The sequence below is a fragment of the Micromonospora sp. S-DT3-3-22 genome, from assembly GCF_015354745.1.
Classification (GTDB): Bacteria; Actinomycetota; Actinomycetes; order Mycobacteriales; family Micromonosporaceae; genus Micromonospora; species Micromonospora wenchangensis.
Map to the genome: position 1 here is coordinate 1 of NZ_JACGMO010000091.1, position 19,057 is coordinate 19,057.

Annotated in this window: 18 protein-coding genes and 1 pseudogene; 10 read left to right on the top strand and 9 right to left on the bottom strand. The window is 73.2% G+C overall.

The genetic code is table 11. From position 1 onward, the window contains the following. On the top strand, window positions 1–168 hold a 168-nt coding region (locus H1A17_RS23500), incomplete at its 5' end, for a nicotinate-nucleotide--dimethylbenzimidazole phosphoribosyltransferase (RefSeq protein WP_194822917.1). After that, window positions 165–1,505: a uroporphyrinogen-III C-methyltransferase gene (cobA, locus tag H1A17_RS23505; RefSeq protein ID WP_194822918.1), complete on the top strand. Its 1,341-nt coding sequence runs from the start codon at window positions 165–167 to the stop codon at window positions 1,503–1,505. The genes H1A17_RS23500 and cobA, both read left to right, overlap by 4 nt. A gap of 146 nt (window positions 1,506–1,651) precedes the next feature. Here cobA and otsB read toward each other — a convergent pair whose 3' ends face one another. Further along, window positions 1,652–4,213 carry a trehalose-phosphatase gene (gene otsB / locus H1A17_RS23510; protein WP_145923001.1) on the bottom strand — a complete coding sequence of 854 codons (2,562 nt, stop codon included), beginning with the start codon at window positions 4,211–4,213 and terminating at the stop codon, window positions 1,652–1,654. A gap of 41 nt (window positions 4,214–4,254) precedes the next feature. After that, window positions 4,255–5,655, bottom strand: coding sequence for a trehalose-6-phosphate synthase (locus H1A17_RS23515; RefSeq protein WP_088646585.1), 1,401 nt, complete (start codon window positions 5,653–5,655; stop codon window positions 4,255–4,257). Between the two features lie 325 nt (window positions 5,656–5,980). Here H1A17_RS23515 and ettA point away from each other — a divergent pair, with 325 nt between their 5' ends. The 4 genes from ettA (at window position 5,981) to H1A17_RS23535 (ending at window position 9,511) form a co-directional block, all read left to right on the top strand. Further along, complete coding sequence (gene ettA, locus H1A17_RS23520) at window positions 5,981–7,657, top strand: energy-dependent translational throttle protein EttA (RefSeq protein ID WP_145921352.1); 1,677 nt, start codon at window positions 5,981–5,983, stop codon at window positions 7,655–7,657. Window positions 7,658–7,659: 2 nt separating this feature from the next. Continuing rightward, complete coding sequence (locus H1A17_RS23525; RefSeq protein WP_088646587.1) at window positions 7,660–8,106, top strand: thioesterase family protein; 447 nt, start codon at window positions 7,660–7,662, stop codon at window positions 8,104–8,106. After that, on the top strand, window positions 8,079–8,798 hold the full coding sequence (locus H1A17_RS23530) for a hypothetical protein (protein ID WP_240762368.1): 720 nt from the start codon (window positions 8,079–8,081) through the stop codon (window positions 8,796–8,798). Before H1A17_RS23525 ends, H1A17_RS23530 begins: the two co-directional genes overlap by 28 nt. A gap of 131 nt (window positions 8,799–8,929) precedes the next feature. Beyond that, window positions 8,930–9,511, top strand: a complete 582-nt coding sequence (locus H1A17_RS23535) for a YbjN domain-containing protein (RefSeq protein WP_088646589.1) — start codon at window positions 8,930–8,932, stop codon at window positions 9,509–9,511. Between the two features lie 40 nt (window positions 9,512–9,551). Here the strand turns inward: H1A17_RS23535 and H1A17_RS23540 are convergent, their stop codons facing one another. The 3 genes and pseudogenes from H1A17_RS23540 to H1A17_RS23550 all read right to left on the bottom strand — a co-directional run. Beyond that, a complete protein-coding gene (locus tag H1A17_RS23540; RefSeq protein ID WP_194822919.1) occupies window positions 9,552–9,974 on the bottom strand; it encodes a globin in 423 nt (140 codons plus the stop codon). 51 nt (window positions 9,975–10,025) lie between these two features. Next, complete coding sequence (locus tag H1A17_RS23545) at window positions 10,026–11,393, bottom strand: MFS transporter (RefSeq protein WP_145921350.1); 1,368 nt, start codon at window positions 11,391–11,393, stop codon at window positions 10,026–10,028. Window positions 11,394–11,799: 406 nt separating this feature from the next. Beyond that, window positions 11,800–12,894 (bottom strand): annotated as a pseudogene (locus H1A17_RS23550) (mechanosensitive ion channel family protein); the annotation flags it as partial. A gap of 259 nt (window positions 12,895–13,153) precedes the next feature. On the opposite strand from H1A17_RS23550, the gene H1A17_RS23555 reads away from it, so the two are divergent. After that, window positions 13,154–13,699 carry an HNH endonuclease gene (locus H1A17_RS23555; protein WP_088646592.1) on the top strand — a complete coding sequence of 182 codons (546 nt, stop codon included), beginning with the start codon at window positions 13,154–13,156 and terminating at the stop codon, window positions 13,697–13,699. A gap of 31 nt (window positions 13,700–13,730) precedes the next feature. On the opposite strand, the gene H1A17_RS23560 is transcribed toward H1A17_RS23555, so the two are convergent. The 3 genes from H1A17_RS23560 to H1A17_RS23570 form a co-directional block, all read right to left on the bottom strand. Further along, window positions 13,731–14,555 carry a class F sortase gene (locus H1A17_RS23560; RefSeq protein ID WP_228544110.1) on the bottom strand — a complete coding sequence of 275 codons (825 nt, stop codon included), beginning with the start codon at window positions 14,553–14,555 and terminating at the stop codon, window positions 13,731–13,733. A 48-nt stretch (window positions 14,556–14,603) separates the two neighbouring features. Beyond that, on the bottom strand, window positions 14,604–15,128 hold the full coding sequence (locus H1A17_RS23565; protein ID WP_228544104.1) for a hypothetical protein: 525 nt from the start codon (window positions 15,126–15,128) through the stop codon (window positions 14,604–14,606). 87 nt (window positions 15,129–15,215) lie between these two features. Beyond that, entirely contained in the window at window positions 15,216–15,677 is a 462-nt protein-coding gene (locus H1A17_RS23570) for an Lrp/AsnC family transcriptional regulator (RefSeq protein ID WP_145921348.1), read from the bottom strand. Between the two features lie 147 nt (window positions 15,678–15,824). Here H1A17_RS23570 and H1A17_RS23575 point away from each other — a divergent pair, with 147 nt between their 5' ends. Then, a complete protein-coding gene (locus tag H1A17_RS23575) occupies window positions 15,825–16,727 on the top strand; it encodes a tryptophan 2,3-dioxygenase (RefSeq protein WP_145921347.1) in 903 nt (300 codons plus the stop codon). An 82-nt stretch (window positions 16,728–16,809) separates the two neighbouring features. Here the strand turns inward: H1A17_RS23575 and H1A17_RS23580 are convergent, their stop codons facing one another. After that, window positions 16,810–17,697, bottom strand: a complete 888-nt coding sequence (locus H1A17_RS23580) for an alpha/beta hydrolase (RefSeq protein WP_370517095.1) — start codon at window positions 17,695–17,697, stop codon at window positions 16,810–16,812. Between the two features lie 464 nt (window positions 17,698–18,161). Between H1A17_RS23580 and H1A17_RS23585 the strand changes: the two genes are divergently transcribed. Continuing rightward, window positions 18,162–18,446, top strand: a complete 285-nt coding sequence (locus H1A17_RS23585; protein ID WP_067310700.1) for a hypothetical protein — start codon at window positions 18,162–18,164, stop codon at window positions 18,444–18,446. Next, window positions 18,433–18,846 carry a DUF5130 family protein gene (locus tag H1A17_RS23590; protein ID WP_145921345.1) on the top strand — a complete coding sequence of 138 codons (414 nt, stop codon included), beginning with the start codon at window positions 18,433–18,435 and terminating at the stop codon, window positions 18,844–18,846. Before H1A17_RS23585 ends, H1A17_RS23590 begins: the two co-directional genes overlap by 14 nt. The last annotated feature ends 211 nt before the right edge of the window (window positions 18,847–19,057 follow it).

Below are 19,057 nucleotides of genomic sequence, written 5' to 3' on the forward strand. Positions count from 1 at the left end.
GGCGCCACCGTGGCGCTGCGCCACCTCGGTCTCGACCCGCTCGTCGACCTCGGCCTGCGCCTCGGCGAGGGCACCGGCGCGCTGCTGGCCCTGCCGGTGGTCACCGGCGCGGTCCGGGTGCTGCACGAGGTGGCCACCTTCGACGCGGCGGGGGTCTCCGAGAAGTGAGCACCAACCCGTACCCCCTCGGCCTGCGGCTCGCCGGGCGGCGGGTGGTCGTGGTGGGCGGCGGCGCCGTGGCCAGCCGGCGGGTACCCGCCCTGCTGGACGCCGGGGCCGACGTGCTGCTGGTCAGCCCCGAGGTCACCCCCGCGTTACGCGCGCACGTCGACGCCGGACGGCTGCACTGGCGACCCCGCCGGTTCGCCCCCGACGACCTCGACGGGGCGTGGCTGGTCCAGGTCGCGGTGGACGATCCGCACGCCGCCGCCTCGGTCAGCGCCGCCGCCGCCGAACGGCGGATCTTCTGCGTCCGGGCCGACGACCGGACGGCGGCCACCGCGTGGACCCCGGCGGTGACCCGGCACGGAACGGTGACGGTGGCCGTGCTGGGCGGGGGGGACCCGCACCGGGCGATGGCCGTCCGGGACGCCGTCCGGGAGCTGCTCACCGCGCGGACCGGGCTGGCCGTCGGCCCGGCAGGGTCGAGCCGGGACGCCCCGGCACCGGCCGGGGGTGTCGGCGGCCCGCAGGCTCCGGCACCGGCCGGGGCTGTCGCGGACCAGCAGCCTTCGGCGACGGCCGGGTCCGGCGGCGGGGCGGTGCCGCCCGGTGGGCCGGTCGGGCGGGTGTCCCTGGTCGGCGCGGGACCGGGCGACCCGGAGCTGATCACCGTCAAGGGGTGGCGGCTGCTCACCGAGGCGGACGTGGTGGTCGCCGACCGGCTGGTGCCCGGGCTGCTCCTGGACGAACTGCGCCCCGACGTCGAACTGGTCGACGCGGCGAAGATCCCCTACGGGCCGTCCCGGGCTCAGGAGGAGATCAACCGGATCCTGGTCGACCGGGCGCTCGCCGGGAAGGTCGTGGTCCGGCTCAAGGGCGGCGACCCGTACGTCTTCGGGCGCGGCGGGGAGGAACTGCTGGCCTGCGCGGCGGCCGGCGTGCCGGTGACCGTGGTGCCCGGGGTGACCAGCGCGGTGGCCGTGCCGGCGGTGGCCGGTGTCCCGGTCACCCACCGGTCGGTGGCGCACGAGTTCACGGTGGTCTCCGGGCACGTCGCCCCGGACTCACCGGTCTCCCTGGTGCGCTGGGAGGCCCTCGCCGGTCTGCGGGGCACCCTGGTGGTGCTGATGGGGCTCAAGAACCTGGCCGCCATCGCCGACACCCTGACCCGGCACGGCCGGGACGCGGCCACCCCGGTCGCGGTGATCCAGGAGGGCACCACGGGTGGGCAGCGCAGCCTGCGGTCGACGCTCGGCGCGGTGGCGGCCGACGTGGTCGCGGCGGGCCTGCGGCCCCCGGCCATCGTGGTGATCGGCGACGTGGTCGACGCCCTGACGCCCTGACCACGCCCGCGTCTTGATCGACTCGCCTGGGCCGATGTTGCGGTATCCACGACGAGGGATACCGCTACATCGGCCCACAAGAGGCGGTCTTGAGAGGGATGCCGCCACCTCGGCCGGGTGGGCCGAGGTGGCGGGTCGAGCTGTCGCTACTGCTTGAGCATGTTGTCCAGCAGCAGGGCGCAGCGGATCAGCCCGAGGTGGCTGTACGCCTGCGGGTGGTTGCCCAGCCCGCGCTCGGCCAGCGGGTCGTACTGCTCGGGGAGCAGCCCGGTCGGGCCGGCGGTGTCGACCATCTGGGCGAACAGCTCCTCGGCGTCGGTACGCCGACCGGTGCGCAGGTACGCCTCGATCAGCCACGCCGTGCAGATGTGGAAGCCACCCTCCCGGCCCGGCAGCCCGTCGTCCCAGTGGTAGCGGTAGACGACCGGGCCGCTGCGCAGATCCGCCTCGATCTTGAGCACGGTGGAGAGGAAGCGTGGGTCGTCGCCCGGGAGCAGGCCGGACAGCCCGATCCAGAGCGACGAGGCGTCCATGTCCTCGTCGCCGTACGCGACGCTGTACGCCTCGACCTCCTCGTGCCAGCCGTTCTCCAGCACGTTGGCGCCGATCCGGTCGCGCAGCTCCACCCACTCCGGCCGGTCCTCGCCGTCGTGCTGGCGCACCACGTGCAGGGCCCGGTCGACGGTCATCCAGCACATCACCTTGGAGAAGATGTGGTGCCGGGGCGGGAGGCGGGCCTCCCAGATGCCGTGGTCGGGTTCGTGCCAGCGGCGGCGGACCGCCTCGACCATGTTGTCCAGCACCCGCCACTCGTCGTCGCGGACCGAACCCCGGGCGTCGGCGACGGCCGCGATCAGGTCGGCGATCGGGCCGAAGACGTCCAGTTGGAGCTGGTGGTTGGCGAGGTTGCCGACCCGGACCGGCCGGGAGCCGGCGTACCCGGGCAGGGTGTCGATGACCGCCTCGGCGCCCAGCTCGTAGCCGTCCACGGTGTAGAGCGGGTGCAGCCGCTCGGGGTGCCCGCCGGTGCGCTCGATGCAGCCGTCCACCCAACGCAGCAGCGCCTCGGCCTCCTCGATCGAGCCGAGGTCGACCAGGGCCCGGGCGGTCATCGCCGCGTCCCGCAGCCAGCAGTACCGGTAGTCCCAGTTGCGGACGCCGCCCAGCTCCTCCGGCAGCGAGGTGGTCGCCGCCGCCAGGATCGAGCCGGTCGCCTCGTGGCAGAGGCCGCGCAGGGTGAGCGCGCTGCGGGCGACCAGGTCCCGGGCGGTGGCGGGCAGCCGCAGCGAGGCCACCCAGTCCTTCCAGGGCTGCTCGGCCCGGGCCTGCCGTTCGTGGATGCCGACCGCGTGGTCCTCCAGGCTGTGCGTGCCGAAGCGCAGCTCCAGCACCACCTGGCCGCCGGTGGCGGAGAGGTCGACCACGGCGTGCGCGGTCTCGTAGCCGCCGTCGTTGCGGACCTGCCAGGTCACCCCGGGGGAGTAGAGCGCGACGGGCTCGTTGGAGCCGAGCACCAGCAGGCCGTCGTCCATCGGTTGGAGCTGCGTGGCGACCTGCCCGAACTCGGGACGCGGGGCGAACTCGACGCGGGCCCGCCCGGAGCCGGTGAGCACCCGGACCAGGGTGGAGTCGCCGGTGATGACGGCCGGGCCGTCCGGGGTGGTCTCCCGGGCCGGCAGGTCCAGCCAGTCGGTGACGGTGAGCCCCGACCAACGGGTCTCCACGGTCATCGTGCCGTTGCGGTAGCGCTGGCCCAGCGGGATGCCGCCCCGCTCCGGCCCGACCGTGAAGTGCCCGGCCGGGCTGCCGCCGACCAGGTCGGCGAAGATCGCCGCCGAGTCCGGCTTGGGGTGGCAGAGCCAGCTCACCTTGGCCTCGGGGGTGAGCAACGCGACGGTACGGCCGTTGGCCAGCATCGAGTGCCGCTCGATCGGCACCGCCCGCTCGCCGAAGAGCCAGTGCCGACGGGTCTCCAGCAGCAGGCCGAGCGCGCGGGCCGCCTCGATCGGCTCGGCCACCCGGTAGTGCGCCTGGGTGTCCCCGGGGCCGATCTTGATGCCCAGGTCGGGGCCGTGCAGGTTGCCGAAGGCGTTCTCGTCGGTGACGTCGTCGCCGATGAACAGCACCGCGCTGGCCGAGAGCTGGGTGCGGAGCTGATCGACCGCGGTGCCCTTGTGGGTGGCGACCACCGACAGCTCGATGACCTCCTTGCCCTGGGTGACGGTGACGTCGTCCCACTTCGCCGGCCCGTTGCGGACCGCCTCGACGGCCGCGGCGGCGACCTGCGGGTCGACCCCGCGGGTGTGCACCGCGACGCTTGCCGGCTTGCGTTCCAGCCGTACCCCCGGGTGGGCCAGGGCGATCTCGCGCAGCGCGTCGCGCAGCCGGGTGCGCACGGCGACCAGTTCGGGGGAGAGCCGCTCGACGAAGCCGATGTCGAACTCGGAGCCGTGGCTGCCGACGAGGTGGATCTCGTTGGGCAGCCGGGACAGCGCGGCCAGGTCGCGCAGCGCCCGCCCGGAGACCACCGCGACGGTGGTCTGCGGCAGCGAGGCCAGCGCCCGGACGGCGGCGACCGACTCGGGCAGCGGCACGGCCTTGCTCGGGTCCTCCACGATCGGCGCGAGGGTGCCGTCGTAGTCGCAGGCGACCAGGAGCTGCGGTACGCGGGCGATGCGTCCGATCGCGGCGAGCAGCTCCGGGTCCATCGTCCCGGCGGCGGGGGTGATGATCTCGGCGGTGGGGGCGTTCACTCGGCCTCCGTCCCCGGTGCGCCCAACTCGGTCAGAAAGGACTTCGCCCAGTGCCCCACATCGTGGGTGCGCAGGTGACGTTGCATGATCCGCATGCGTCGACGGGCCTCCGGCTTCTCTACGTGTACAGCCCGCAGGAGGGCGTCCTTGACGGCGTCGGGGTCGTGCGGATTGCACAGGAACGCCTGGCGCAGCTCGGTGGCGGCGCCGGCGAACTCACTGAGCACGAGCGCACCGCCCTGGTCGGCGCGCGATGCGACGTACTCCTTGGCCACCAGGTTCATTCCGTCTCGCAGCGGGGTCACCATCATCACGTCGGCCGCGACGTACATCGCGGCCAGTTCGCTGCGACTGTACGACTGATGCAGATAATGCACCGCCGGCACGCCGACCCTGCCGAATTCGCCGTTAATCCGACCAACCTCGCGTTCCACCTTGACCCGAAGTGCCTGGTAGTGCTCCACGCGCTCCCGGCTGGGGGTGGCGACCTGCACCATAACCGCGTCCGGAACTGTCAACTTTCCGTCAGCAAGGAGTTCCCGGAAGGCCTTGAGTCGGAGTTCGATGCCCTTCGTGTAGTCGAGCCGGTCGACGCCCAGGATGATCGTCTTCGGGTTGCCCAGCTCCTCGCGGATCTGCTTGGCGCGGGCCTGGATCGCCGGGTCCTCGGCCAGCCGCTCCATCTCCTTGGTCTCGATGGAGATCGGGAACGCGCCCGCCTTCACCTGCCGCCCGTCGACCTGGATCATCTGGCCCTCGTAGCGCAGCCCGAGCAGGTGCCGGGCCAGCCGGACGAAGTTCTGCGCGGCCAGCCGCTGCTGGAAACCGACCAGGTCGCTGCCGAGCAGACCGCGCAGGATCTCGGTGCGGAACGGCATCTGCATGAACAGCTCGATCGGCGGGAACGGGATGTGCAGGAAGAAGCCGATCTTCAGATCCGGCCGCAGCTCACGCAGCATCGCCGGGACCAGCTGGAGCTGGTAATCCTGCACCCAGACCGTCGCGCCCTCGGCCGCGACGTCCGCCGCCGCCTCCGCGAACCGGGCGTTGACCAGCCGGTACGCCTCCCGCCAGCGGCGCTTGTAGGCGGGTGTCTCGACGGCGTCGTGATAGAGCGGCCAGATGGTCGCGTTGGACTGGCCCTCGTAGTAGCGTTCCAACTCCTCGGCGCTCAACGGCACCGGGTGCAGCCGGATGCCCTCCAGGTCGAACGGCTCCGGGGCGGCGCCGGTGCCACCGGCCCAGCCGACCCAGGTGCCCCGGTGCTCGGCGAGGACGGGGTGCAGCGCGGTGACCAGCCCACCCGGGCTGCGCCGCCACTGTCGTCCCTCGGGTGTGCTCACCTCGTCGACCGGCAGTCGGTTGGCCACAACGACAAAGGAGCTACGGACGGTCACGATCGGCCACCTCCGGGTGCTGACGGGTCCACCGCGATGAGCGTACTGAGCGTAGCTGCGGCGTCTGGGACCCCGTGCCGGACTTACCTACCCGTCCCACGGCCGCTGAACCCGTACCGTGATCTTGTCAACATCGCCAGCTCAGCGGTGGCGGACCCGGCGCGGACCGGACCGGGCGGGGTGATGTGGGCGCGGCCGGCCGTACCTGTCAGGATTGACGACGGCGTGCGCGTGGCCGGCCCCCGGCCGGCGGCGGGTGGAGGTCGGAGCCCGCGCCGACGCACCCGCGAGCCCGCGACAGTAACCGACGGAGGTACCCCGCACCGTGGCCCAGTTCATCTACGTCCTGGAAAAGGCGCGCAAGGCGCACGGCGACAAGGTCGTGCTCGACAACGTGACGCTGAACTTCCTGCCGGGGGCCAAGATCGGTGTGGTCGGCCCGAACGGCGCCGGTAAGTCCAGCCTCCTCAAGATCATGGCAGGGCTGGACAAGCCGAGCAACGGCGAGGCCCGGCTGATGCCCGGCTACACCGTCGGGATGCTCGCCCAGGAGCCCCCGCTCAACGACAGCAAGACCGTGCTCGGCAACGTCGAGGAGGCGGTCGCCGGGACCAAGGCCAAGCTGGACCGGTTCAACGCCATCGCCGAACAGATGGCCACCGACTACTCCGACGAGCTGATGGAGGAGATGGGCCGGCTCCAGGAGGAGCTGGACCACCTCGACGCCTGGGACATCGACTCCAAGCTCGAACTGGCCATGGACGCGCTGCGCTGCCCGCCGCCGGACGCCGACGTCACCCAGCTCTCCGGTGGGGAGCGCCGCCGGGTCGCGCTGTGCAAGCTGCTGCTGGAGGCGCCCGACCTGCTGCTGCTCGACGAGCCCACCAACCACCTCGACGCGGAGAGCGTGTCCTGGCTGGAGCAGCACCTGGCCAAGTACGCCGGCACCGTCATGGCGATCACCCACGACCGGTACTTCCTCGACAACGTGGCCAACTGGATCCTGGAGCTGGACCGCGGCCGGACGTACCCGTACGAGGGCAACTACTCCACCTACCTGGAGAAGAAGGCCGCCCGGCTGGCCGTCGAGGGGCGCCGCGACGCCAAGATGAAGAAGCGGCTCACCGAGGAACTGGAGTGGGTCCGCTCCAACGCCAAGGCCCGGCAGACCAAGTCCAAGGCCCGGCTGGACCGCTACGACGAGATGGCCGCCGAGGCGGAGAAGACCCGCAAGCTGGACTTCGAGGAGATCCAGATCCCGCCGGGCCCGCGCCTGGGCAGCACGGTCATCGAGGCCAACCACCTCAGCAAGGGCTTCGGCGACCGGCTGCTCATCGACGACCTGTCGTTCTCGCTGCCGCGCAACGGCATCGTCGGCATCATCGGCCCGAACGGCGTCGGCAAGACCACCCTGTTCAAGACCATCGTCGGGTTGGAGCAGCCGACCGGCGGCGAGGTCCGGGTCGGCCCCACCGTGTCGCTGTCGTACGTCGACCAGAACCGGGAGGGCCTGCACGGCGACAAGACCGTCTGGGAGGTCGTCTCCGACGGTCTCGACTACCTGATGGTGGGCAAGGTCGAGATGCCGTCCCGGGCGTACATCGCGGCGTTCGGCTTCAAGGGGCCGGACCAGCAGAAGCCGACCAAGGTGCTCTCCGGTGGCGAGCGCAACCGGCTCAACCTGGCGCTGACCCTCAAGATCGGCGGCAACGTCATCCTGCTCGACGAGCCGACCAACGACCTCGACGTCGAGACGCTGTCCAGCCTGGAGAACGCCCTGCTGGAGTTCCCCGGCTGCGCCGTGGTGATCTCCCACGACCGGATGTTCCTCGACCGGGTCGCCACCCACATCCTGGCCTGGGAGGGCGACGACGAGAACCCGGCGAAGTGGTTCTGGTTCGAGGGCAACTTCGACGCGTACGAGAAGAACAAGATCGACCGGCTCGGGGCGGAGGCGGCCCGGCCGCACCGGGTGACCTACCGCAAGCTGACCCGCGACTGAGCATGGCGGACCGTTTCGTCTACCACTGCACCCTGCGCTGGTCCGACCTGGACGCGTACGGCCACGTCAACAACTCGCGCTTCCTCACCCTGTACGAGGAGGCGCGGGTGGCGTTGATGTTCGCCGGTGGCAAGGCGTGGGGGGTCGGCTCGTTCGCCGACGGGGTCGTCATCCGCCGGCACGAGGTCGACTACCTGCGTCCGGTCGACTACGCGCTCGGCCGGGCCACCGCCCAGGCCGCGCCGACCGTCCGGATCGAACTGTGGGTGGAGCGCATCCGGGCCGCTTCGTTCACCGTCGCCTACGAGCTGTACGACGGCGACGTGCTGGCCAGCACCGCCCGCTCGGTGCTGGTCCCGTTCGACCTCGTGGAGAAGCGGCCCCGGCGGATCAGCGACGACGAACGGGCCTTCCTGGAGTCGTGGGCCCTGACCGACGGGGCGGCGTGAACGGCGGGGCCACCGTCCGGCCGGAGCACGGGTTGGCCGGGGCGGACGACGCGGGGGCCTTCCTGGCCCGGCTGGTCCGCCTCGACCCGGCCACGGTGGTCCGGCTACGCCCGCTGCCCGGCGTCGGCCGTACCGCCCTCTGGGCCCGGCTACCGTGGGACGTGCTGGTGGTCCGGACGGTGGCCGGGAGCGCCCCGGCCGACGTCACCGTGGACGCGGCCGAGCTGCTGGCCCGGTTGGCCGACGCCGACACCGCGCTGCCGCCCGGCCGCGACGAGCGGTGGCGGTGGCCGCTGCCCCCGGTGGTGAGCCGCCCGGTCGAGGTGCTGCCCGCCGCCGAGCTGCGGCGCATCGCCGAGGCCGCAGCGGGCACCCTGCGCACCGCCGCCGCCGAGGGGGTGCGCGGGCGTGCGGTGGGGCAGCGGATGCTGCGGGAGGCGCTGCTGGACCACGTGGCGGTGACCGTCACTCCCGACGCCGATCCGGCCGACCCGGTGGAGATCACCCAACGGCTGGTGCAGGGGTTGGTCCGGATGGGTTTCCTGGGCCCGGCCGAGGTCACCGCGGCGGGGGAGGTCCAGGTCCGGGTGGCCGGCCGGTGGGTCGGTCTGGTGGGACCATACGGAGCCGCCTGGTCGCGGAAAGTTTCGGATCTCGCAATTCGTCCGGCGCGGGATCAGCCGAAAGTATGACCCCGGCTCATTCTTCCGGGCTGGGGCTGCCGTTGGGGGGGTGTCTCAACCCGGCTGTCCGGGTACCGTCCATCCTCGGATCCAACGCACCGTAGGCGATTGGATCCGCTGGGGAGTGAGGTGCGCGAGCGATGCCGTGGTGGTCATGGCGCCCTGGTCCCGCCGCTGGCGGCGACCCGGAAACTCGAAGCGGAGTCTCGGTGGACAGCATCCGGGTGGGGCCACCGCCGCCCCGGCAGCCGGCGGAGGACTGCCCCGGCACCGATCGGCCCGTCGTGACCGACCGGCCGGCCTCCGTGGCGCCGGTCACCCTGGCCCGGGTGTGCGACGCGCTCGACCTGCTCGACGTGCGTTACCTGGCCGACGGTGACGGCAACCTGCTGGCCATGTGGGAACGGCACGCGGTGCTGGTGACCCTCGAAGGCCCCGAGGACGAGATCCTGGTGATGCGGGCCCGCCCGCACGCCACCGTCCCGCCGGACTGGGCCGACCGGGCCTACCGGGTGGTCAACGAGTGGAACCACACCCGCCGGTTCTGCAAGGCGTACATCGGCGACCCGACCGAGCGCGGCCAGTTGCCCATCTACGCCGAGTTGCAGGTGCCGCTCGGCGCCGGGGCGCACGACGCGCTGCTGGTGGAGATGCTCGACTGCGGCGCGGCCGTGGCGACCACCTTCGTCGACTGGCTGCACGACGAGGGCGCTCTGCTCTGAGCCGGCCCGACGTCCCGCCCGCGCCGTCGTGGCCGCCGGGTCAGCCGACGGCCGGGTCCTCCATCACGTTGACCATGAAGTAGGCCGACCGCTCCAGGTAGTCCCAGAGGGTGGCGGCGGGCTCCGGTGGCAGGTCCAACTCGTCCACCGCCCGGCGCATGTGGCGCAGCCAGGCGTCCCGCTCGGCCGGGCCGATCCGGAACGTCGCGTGCCGCATCCGCAGCCGGGGATGCCCCCGCTGGGCCGAGTAGGTGTTCGGGCCGCCCCAGTACTGCATCAGGAACAGCGTCATCCGCTCGGTGGCCGGCCCGAGGTCGTCCTCCGGGTACATCGGGCGCAGCAGCGGATCGGCGGCGATGCCGGCGTAGAACCGGTCGACCAGCCGCCGGAAGGTGGGCTCACCACCGACCGCGTCGAAGAAGGTCGTCGACGGAACGGGCCGGGGATCGCCTGCGGAATTCACCGTTCCATCCTGCCAGGTACGGCGACGCCACGACCGCCGCCCACCGGCCGATCACGTCACAGCGTGCCGCCGGCGGGCCCGCTCCCCGGGCCGGGGCGTCGCCGACTCGGGCCGGTCGCCCGCCGGTGACCCGGTGCCGGCGTTGGCCAGGTCGGCGGCCTTCACGGCGGCGTCGACGGTCGCCCGGTCCGGCCAGCGCAGCGCGGTGACCAGCATCAGCAGCACCCCGGCGGCGCTCCACACCCCGACCACCACCGGCACCGAGAACCGGTCGGCGAGCAGGCCGGTGGCCAGCACCGCGCCGCCCTGGATCACCTGGATGCCGGTGGCCATCACACCGAAGGCACGGGCCCGGTAGCCGTTGGGCAGGGCCCGGACGAACAGGCCGTTCGCCGTCGGGATCAGGCCGGCGACCGCGAAACCGCAGGCCGCCGCGAGCAGGGCGACCACCACCGGGGGTGGGTTCAGCAGCGCCGGCACCAGGGCCAGCGGGGCGAGCACCGCCAGCGGTCGCATCAGGGTGAGCCGGCCGGCGGGCGACACCAGCCGGCCGACCAGCAGTCCGCCGACGATGTACCCGACCGGGTTGGCCGCCATGATGACGGCCTGGGCGGCACCCGAGTCCAGGCCGTTGCCGGAGCGTTCGCCGGCCCACGCGGCGGCCAGTCCCTCCGGGACGATCGAGAAGAGCATGGCGCTGAACACCAGCAGGCTGATCGCCCGCAGGACGGGCGTGCCGAAGACGATCCGGAACCCCTCGCCGGTCTCCCGCAGCAGGTGGGTCCGGTGCGCCGCGCTCAGCGTCGGCTCCCGGTCGTGCACGCCGAGCCGGACGAGCAGCGCGGACAGCCCGAAGGTGGCCGCGTTGAGCAGCAGCGCGGCCGTCGGGCTGACCGCGGCGACCGCCGCGCCGGCCAGGTAGCCGACGACCTGCGCGGCCTGGCTGGCGCTGGCGTTGAGGGACAGCCCGAGCACCAGCCGGTCCCCGGTGAGGATCGCCGGCAGCAACGCCGAGCGGGCCGCCTGGCTCGGCGGGTTGGCCAGGGTGGCGGCGAATAGCAACGCGAGGATCGCCCAGACCGGCAGGCCGGGCAGCACGATCAGGACGGTCAGCAGCATCCGGATCACGTCGCAGGTCACCATCACCCGCCGGTGCCGGTACCGCTCGGCGAGCGCGGCGAGCAGCGGACCGCCGACCAGCCACGGCAGGTAGCTGACCGCGAACGCGGCGGCGGACAGGGCGACGGAGCGGCTCTCCTGGTAGACCAGCACGGTGACGGCGGCCTTGGCGACGTAGTCGCCGACCCAGGACAGGACACTGGCGGCGAAGACCGCCCGGAACTCCCCCTGCCCGAACACCTCGCGGAAGGTGGCCGGCCGGTCCGGGGCGGGTCGCTCGTCGGACACCGTCGCCTCCATCGTGCCCCGGCACCGGCCACTTGTGATGGCCCGGCGGGGCCCCGTCGTCAGATTCGCGGATCAGCGATGACGTGATCACGCTCCCGGGAACGCGTGCACCGGATTCTGCCCGATCGTCTGACAACTGACTAGGGCGAACGGATTGATCGTCGCATCCCCGACTGAACGAACGGACGATACCCGAGGGGTCGACCGGCGCGCGAGCCCCGACCATCGGGCCGGGTCGGACGGATGATGAGCTGCGGTTTCAGCTGTCCCCGGGCCGCCCGGCACCCGTGCTGCCGGTGCCCGCCGGGGTGCCGGCGCCCGTCGGGGCACCCGGGGCCGTCGGATCGTTCGTGCCCGTCGGGGCAGCCGGGACGGCCGGACCCGTCGGGCCGGAGGGAGCGGCGGGGCCGGCGGCCGGCGGGGTGGTCGGGGCGGCGGTGCCGGTGGTCATGCCGACCGGCGGCAGCCCCGGATAGAGCCGGGCCGCCGCGATCCGCGCGGTGATGCCCGAGTTCTCCAACGCCTCGGCGAGCCGGCGGCGCAACTCCCGGCCGACCGCGAACTGCCCCTCCGCCGTGGTCTTGACCACCGTACGGATCACCGCGCCGTCGACGGTCATCTGCTCCACGCCGAGTACCTCGGGCGGCTCGACGATGTCGGGGGACAGCTCCGGGTCCACCGCCACCGACGCGGCGGCCGTCCGCAGCACCGCGTTGGCCTCCTCGGTGCCGGCGAACCCGATCGGCAGGTCGATCACGACCAGTGCCCAGCCCTGGCTCTTGTTGCCCACCCGGATGATCTCGCCGTTGCGGATGTACCAGAGCACCCCGCGACCGTCGCGGACCGTGGTGACCCGCAGCCCCACCGACTCGACCACCCCGGTCGCCTCGCCCAGGTCGACCGTGTCACCGACGCCGTACTGGTCCTCGATCAGCATGAACAGCCCGGCGATCAGGTCCTTCACCAGGCTCTGCGCGCCGAAGCCGAGTGCCACCCCGGCGATGCCGGCGCTGGCCAGCAGCGGGGCCAGGTCGAAGCTGAACTCGCGCAGGATCATCAGCAGCGCGATGCCGAAGACGAAGGCGGTGACCATGCTGCGCAGCACCGAGCCGATCGCCTCGGCGCGCTGGCGACGCCGCTCGGGGACGAACTCGGTCGGGTCGAGCGTGGCGGTGGGCACCCGCTCACGCAGCGGACGCAGCAGGGTGGGCACCGCGCCGTCGGTGGTGGTCCGGACCAGCCGGTTGATCGTCCGGTGCAGCGCCCAGCGGGCCACGAACGCCAGCAGCAGGATCAGCACCACCCGCAGCGGCTTGAGCAGGATCCAGTAGCTGCCCTCGGCGAACCAGGCCGACCCGGTCACCCGGTACAGGTACTCGCAGGAGGTGCTGCCCAGACAGTCGGCACCCGAGCTGCCCCCGGAACCCGGGCTGCCGCTCGGGGCCGGACTCGGGGCGGCGGACAGGACGACGGACGACAGGCTGACGACGCTCACCCTGTCTTCGTACCGCAGGGGGCCGGACGGCCGACGGCCGACCCACCACGCCCGCCCCGGCCCGCGATCGTACGGTGCCGAACCGGACATCTTCCTACACCGTGCGGAGGGTTCCGCGGGTACCCCGGATTAGTGCGTGCAATCGCGGGTCCGATCAGGGACGATTGGCGTCAACGGACGACGGTGATCCCGCCGGAGTCGGTCGTGGCCCGCCGCTGCCCGGGGGCCGACCGGCGCTGCCAGCGGTGGGAGCGGCTGGACCGGGAGGGTGAGCACGATGCCTGACATACGACCCACGGTGGGCTCCGGCGCGCTGGTCCTCAACGCCACCTACGAGCCGCTGTGTGTCGTGTCCGTGCGTCGCGCCGCGATCCTGGTGCTCTCCGCCAAGGCCGTCTGTGTCGCCGACGGCGACGGCATCCTGCACAGCGCCCACGACGCGCTCCCCGTCCCCTCGGTGGTACGGCTGACCCGGTTCGTCCGGGTGCCCTACCGCACCCATGTCGGGCTCTCCCGCCGGGCGATCTTCGCCCGTGACGGCAACCGCTGCGCCTACTGCCGGGGTCCCGCCGAGACCATCGACCATGTCTTCCCGCGCAGCCGTGGGGGCCGGCACGCCTGGGAGAACGTGGTCGCGGCCTGCGCCCGGTGCAACCACACCAAGGGCGACAAGACCCCGGCCGAGCTGGGGTGGCGGCTGCACTGCCTGCCGGCGGCCCCGAAAGGCACCGCCTGGCGGGTGCTCGGCCACCGCGCGCCCGACCCGCGCTGGGCGGACTGGCTCGACCTGCGGGAGCCGCTGCGCGAGGCCGAAGCCGCCTGACGGGCGTCGCAATCGGGTGCGCCGGCGCGGGTCAGCGGGCCCGGACCAGGGTGGCGTACACCACCACGTTGTCGGCGTAGCCGGTCCCGCCGCCGACCCAGCGCCCGCCGCAGGTGATCAGCCGCAGGTTGGGGCGGCTGAAGTCGCCGAAGATCTCGTCGACCGGCAACCGTTCCTTGCCGTACCGCCGCACCTCGTCGACCGTGAACACGGCGACCTTGCGGTCGGCCCGGGTCACCTCGATCTCGTCGCCGTCGCGCAGTTCCCGCAGCCCGTGGAAGACCGCCGGCCCGGTGGTGGTGTCCACGTGCCCGACGATCACCGCCGGGCCGTACTGGCCGGGGGTGGGGCCCTGGTCGTACCAGCCGGCCTCCTGGGCGCGGGCGGTGGCCGGGACGTCGATGCTGCCGTCCGGGGCGATGCCCACCTGGTGCACCGGGGCCCGCACGTCGATCCGGGAGATGGCGATCTGGGTCGGCGGGCTGCCCGACAGCACCGGGAACCGCTTCGGTGGCGGGCGCAGGCCGGCCACGAACCGGTCCGGCAGGACGCTGAGCCCGGTGACCCGCTCCACCCCGAGCATCGCCACGATCAGCAGCATCACCGCGGCGATCGCCAGCACCGGCAGACCCGGCCCGGACCCGGTGAACCGGCCGCCGAACGCCGCAGCCCGGGGCGCCGGGCGTACCGGACGGGCCTGGGTGACCGGGTCGGCGGTGGTCAAGCTGGCGGAGAACGCCTGGCCGGCGACCCGGCGGAAACGCCCGGCGGCGCGGCGGGTACGGGCGGCGAGGCTGCCGGCGGCGCGCCGGCTGCCGGCGGCGACCCGGACGGTACGCCGGGCCGCCGCCCGCAACCGGTGGCCGGCCGGCCGGGAACGGGTGCGGGCCATGACGACAGGTGGTCAGGCACCGGCCCGGGTCCGTCGGCGGTTGCCGCCGAAGACGCCGAGCCCGGCCGCCACGGCCACCACGGCCAGTCCGCCGACCAGCAGCAGCGAACCGCTGCCCCGGTCGCCCGCGGTCCCGCCGCCGCCGGTCGCCGGGCCCTTGCTCGGCTGGGCCATGTTCAGCACGGTCAGCATGGTCGAGGCGGTGTTGCCGTTGGCGCACTTCAGGTCCACCGGATAGTCCCCGGGCTGCTTGTTGCCCGGGATGGTGACCGCACCGGTGAGGAAGCCGTTGTCGGGCCGCAGCACCACCCGCCCGAAGGCGTCCGAGTGCACGGTGGCCTGCTGGTTGTTGGCGTTGTCGCAACTCGCCCGGACGGTGACCCGGGTGCCGGCCTGCGCGGTGTTCGGCGTGACCTCGACGAAGGTGTTCTCCCCGGCGCGCGCCGGGGTGGCCGCCGCCAGGACGAACACCCCGACCAGGGTGAGCATCGCCAGTACGGCGTGGACGGCGTGACGGTGCAGAGTGAGCCCCCGCATGATTCCCCCCTCCCGGCGACGGTTCGCCGGAATCCTGCGACGGGTGTGCGGGGCTGCATTCCCGCTGGCCCGGGGGCAAACCCGGACTCAGGCCCGCCCGGGGTCGGTGGCGGGCGGCAACGGGGTGACCGGATGCCACTGCAACGGGCTGGAGAGCACCATCGTGCTGGACGGCTGCCCGTACGGGGCGAGTCGGTCGATCACCGCCTCGAACTGCCCGATCGAGCCGGCGGCGACCTTGAGCATGCTGCACGCGTCCCCGGTGATCCGGTGGATCTCCTGGATCTCCGGCCAGTCGACGACGTTCGGGTCGTGCAGGATGCACCGGGGGCCGTAACAGGACATCCGGATCAGCGCGACCACCCCCCGGCCGGCGCGGGCCAGGTCGACGTGCGCGTGGTAGCCGGTGACCACCCCGGACTCCTCCAGCCGGCGGACCCGTTCGGCGACCGCCGGCGGGGACAGGTGCACCCGCCGGGACAGTTCGCTGTACGACAGCCGCGCGTCGGCCTGCAACTCCCGCAGCAGGGCCCAGTCCATCTCGTCCACGCACCGACCTTATCTTCGGCAGGTGGTGCCGCCGAAGTGCCTTTCGTTCGTGAAGTGAGAGGCGGTCAGCGCCATCGAAGCGGCATTCCACCGCGCGTACGTACCGGGAGATCATGTCGGGGCAGCCGAACCGGAGGAGGCGAGACGGTGGAACAGACGGACCTGCGGGCGCACACCCCGAACCCGGCGGTGCGCCCGGCCACCCCGCAGCAGCGCCGGGCCCGCGCCGCCCGCAACGGCGGCGAGCCCACCCTGGAGTTCGCCGACCGGACGCCCTACGACGCGTACGTGCACGCCAGCACCCTGCACACCCTCCAACAGCCACTGAGCAGCGACCCGGGCGAGATGTCCTTCCTGATGGTCAGCCAGATCATGGAGCTGTACTTCGGGCTGACCTGCCACGAGCTGCGCCAGGCCCAGCGGGACCTGCGGGCCGACCGGGTGTGGGCGGCGCTCGCCCCGCTGCGCCGGGCCGCCCTGCACCTGGAGGGGCTCAACGCCGCCTGGCGCGGGCTGCGCTGGATGACCCCGGCCGACTTCAACCGGTTCCGCGACCTGCTCGGCGAGGGCTCCGGCTTCCAGTCCGCGATGTACCGCCAGCTGGAGTTCCTGCTCGGGCTGCGCGACCCGGCGCTGATCCGCCCCTTCCGCCGCCAACCCCAGGTGTACGACGACCTGCGCGCCGCGCTCGCCGAGCCGAGCCTCTGGGACGACGTGATCGCCCTGCTCGGCCGGCACGGGCACGAACTGCCCGCCGAGCTGCGCGACCGGGACGTCGCCGTCGAGCACCTGCCGCACCCCCGGGTCGAGGCGGCCTGGGTGGCGGTCTACGACGACGACGGGCCGGACAACCACCTGCGGCAGCTCGGTGACGCGCTGGCCGACGTGGCCGAGCAGTTCGGCGACTGGCGGTGGAACCACGTCAAGGCCGTGCAGCGCACCATGGGCGCCAAGGTGGGCAGCGGCGGGTCGGCCGGGCTGGCCTGGTTGCAGCGCAGCATGTCCCGGGTGGTCTTCCCCGAACTGTGGTCGGCCCGCACCGCGATGTGACCTGGCGTGCCGGCGGTCCGCCGGGCCCCACGGGTGGCCGGCCCCGCCGCCGTGCGGGGCGCCGGGACCGGCCGGTGCGGGGTCAGGAGTGCGGGCAGGTGTCCCGGTACTCCTCGATCGCGCTGCCCCGGGGCGCCGGGCAGAGGAACTGCTCGTAGCGGGTGTCGTCGTCGACGAACCGCTTCAGCCAGGAGATGCTGTACTTCGCCACGGTGACGTTCGGCGAGGTCGGCGCGGAGTGGCCGGCCGCGTTCAACTCCAGGTACGCCTTGTCCAGGCTCGCCGGCAGGCTGGTGTAGAACGGCTCCGAGTGCGACGCCACCGGGGCGGTCGAGTCGTTCTCCGCGCCGATCACCAGCGTCGGAACCCGTACCGACGACCAGTTCTTGACGGTGTGCCAGCCGGTGAGCGGGATGGCGGCCTGCAACGCGGGCCGGGTGTTCGCCGCCGACAGGCTGCCGCCGCCGCCCATCGAGTGCCCCATCACCGCGAGCCGGTTGCGGTCGATCCGGGTCCGCACCGCGCTGCTGCCGGTCAGGTAGTCCAACGCGGCGAGCAGTTGGGTGCCCCGCGAGGCCGGCTGGTCGTACACGGAGAGGGTGTCGATGGTGATGACCACGAAGCCCTGCGAGGCCAGCCGGGGGCCGAGCCAGGCGACGCTGGACTGGCTGGCGGTGTAGCCGGGGGAGATCGCGACCGCGCCGAAGGTGCCCTCGGCGGTGCTGGTCGGGTAGTAGACGGTGCCGCCCCGGAACCCGCTCACGGCGGACGCCGCGACGGTGCTCTGGGCGATGGCGAACGGGCCCCGGGTGGCCTCGATGCTGGCCGTCGTCGGGGCGGGACCCCGCTCGTACGGGTTGGCGGCGGACGCCGCGGCCGGCCGGCCGTCGCCGGGCGCGGCGGTCGCGCCGGGTGCGGCGACCGCGCTGCCACCGACCAGGGCGAGCGCGAGCAGCGGGCGGGTGACCAGTCGGGGCCAGGGTCGGCGGGACCGGGACCGGGCGGGGTGGGGGTGGAGGGCGGGCACGGGTTGCACGGGGGGCTCCCTGCGGGTGGGTGGACCGGAATCGATCGAAAAGGTTCGATCGGTACGGGCCATCCTCCGGGTCCCGGCACCGAGACCGGCAATCCCGGCCGGGTCATGTCAGCGGAATATGGGGCGGACGCCACACCCGTGCCGGTCGTGTCGTCCCGGCGCGATCGGGTGCCGAACCGGCAGGATGGGACCGGGTGACCCGACTCGTCGCCGCCCCGGGGCCGCTGGAACACTGGAGTGACAGGTGGGATCGGCACCCCGCAGGCTCGCGGGGCGTCGGCTCCGCTAACGTGAATGGCAGCGGAGTCGGGAGCACGGTGTCATGATCGTCCACCCGACCCGGAAGCTCTGGTCTCTCTTACCGCCTGGGGGCGTTGGGATTGTCTGTCACTGACACGTTGCTGATCTTCGTCGGCATCCCGGCGGCGGTGGTGCTGGTGATCGTCGGGCTGGTCTACGCCGCCAACCACGGCAGCGGCGGCGGCGCCAAGCGCTACCGGCCGGGCCGACGCTTCGACTTCACGCCGGTCTGGTTCCTGGGCCGCCCGGAGCAGCTGGCCGACTCGGCCGGCACCGCCCTGGCCGCCGGTGCCCAGGCGCCGGCGCTGACCAGCCACAAGCAGCAGCAGGCCGGCATCGAGGCGCCGGCCGGTGGAACCGGAGGCGCAAGTGACCGTTGGTGAGCAGGTCGACCAGGCCGGTACGGGCACCCCGCCCGAGGTGCTGGACGGGCCGTTCTCGACCCGGCAACTGCTGCGCATCGACGAGGCGCTGCGCCTGGCCGACCAGGGCAGCGGCCTGGTCTTCTCGGTCTACGTCGGCGGCCTCGACGAGCCGGTCCGGGAGCACGCCGAGCGGCTGCACCGCCAGCTCGCCGAGCCGGACAGGTCGGTGCTGATCGCCGTGTCGCCCAACCAGCGCCAGCTGGAGGTCGTCACCGGCCGGTACGCCCGCAAGCGCATCCCCGACACGTACGTCAAGCTGGCCGCGCTGTCCATGGTGGCGTCCTTCGGCGGCGGGGATCTGGCCGGCGGCATCATCCAGGGCCTCGACCAGCTCGCCAGCCACGCCGGCCGGGCCTGAGCCCCACCCCGTACGTCCCGACCGATCCGGAGCCCGGCCCGCACCACGCGGACCGGGCTCCGTCGCGTCCACCACACCCGTCGGTGCCGGACCGGCCGGCCGCCGGTCAGCGGGGCCAGTCACGGGGACCGAGTCGGATCGGCCACGGCTCGTCGACCGGTACCGGCTCGTCCGGCTCGACGACCAGAGCGACGTCCGACGGGTCGGCCCA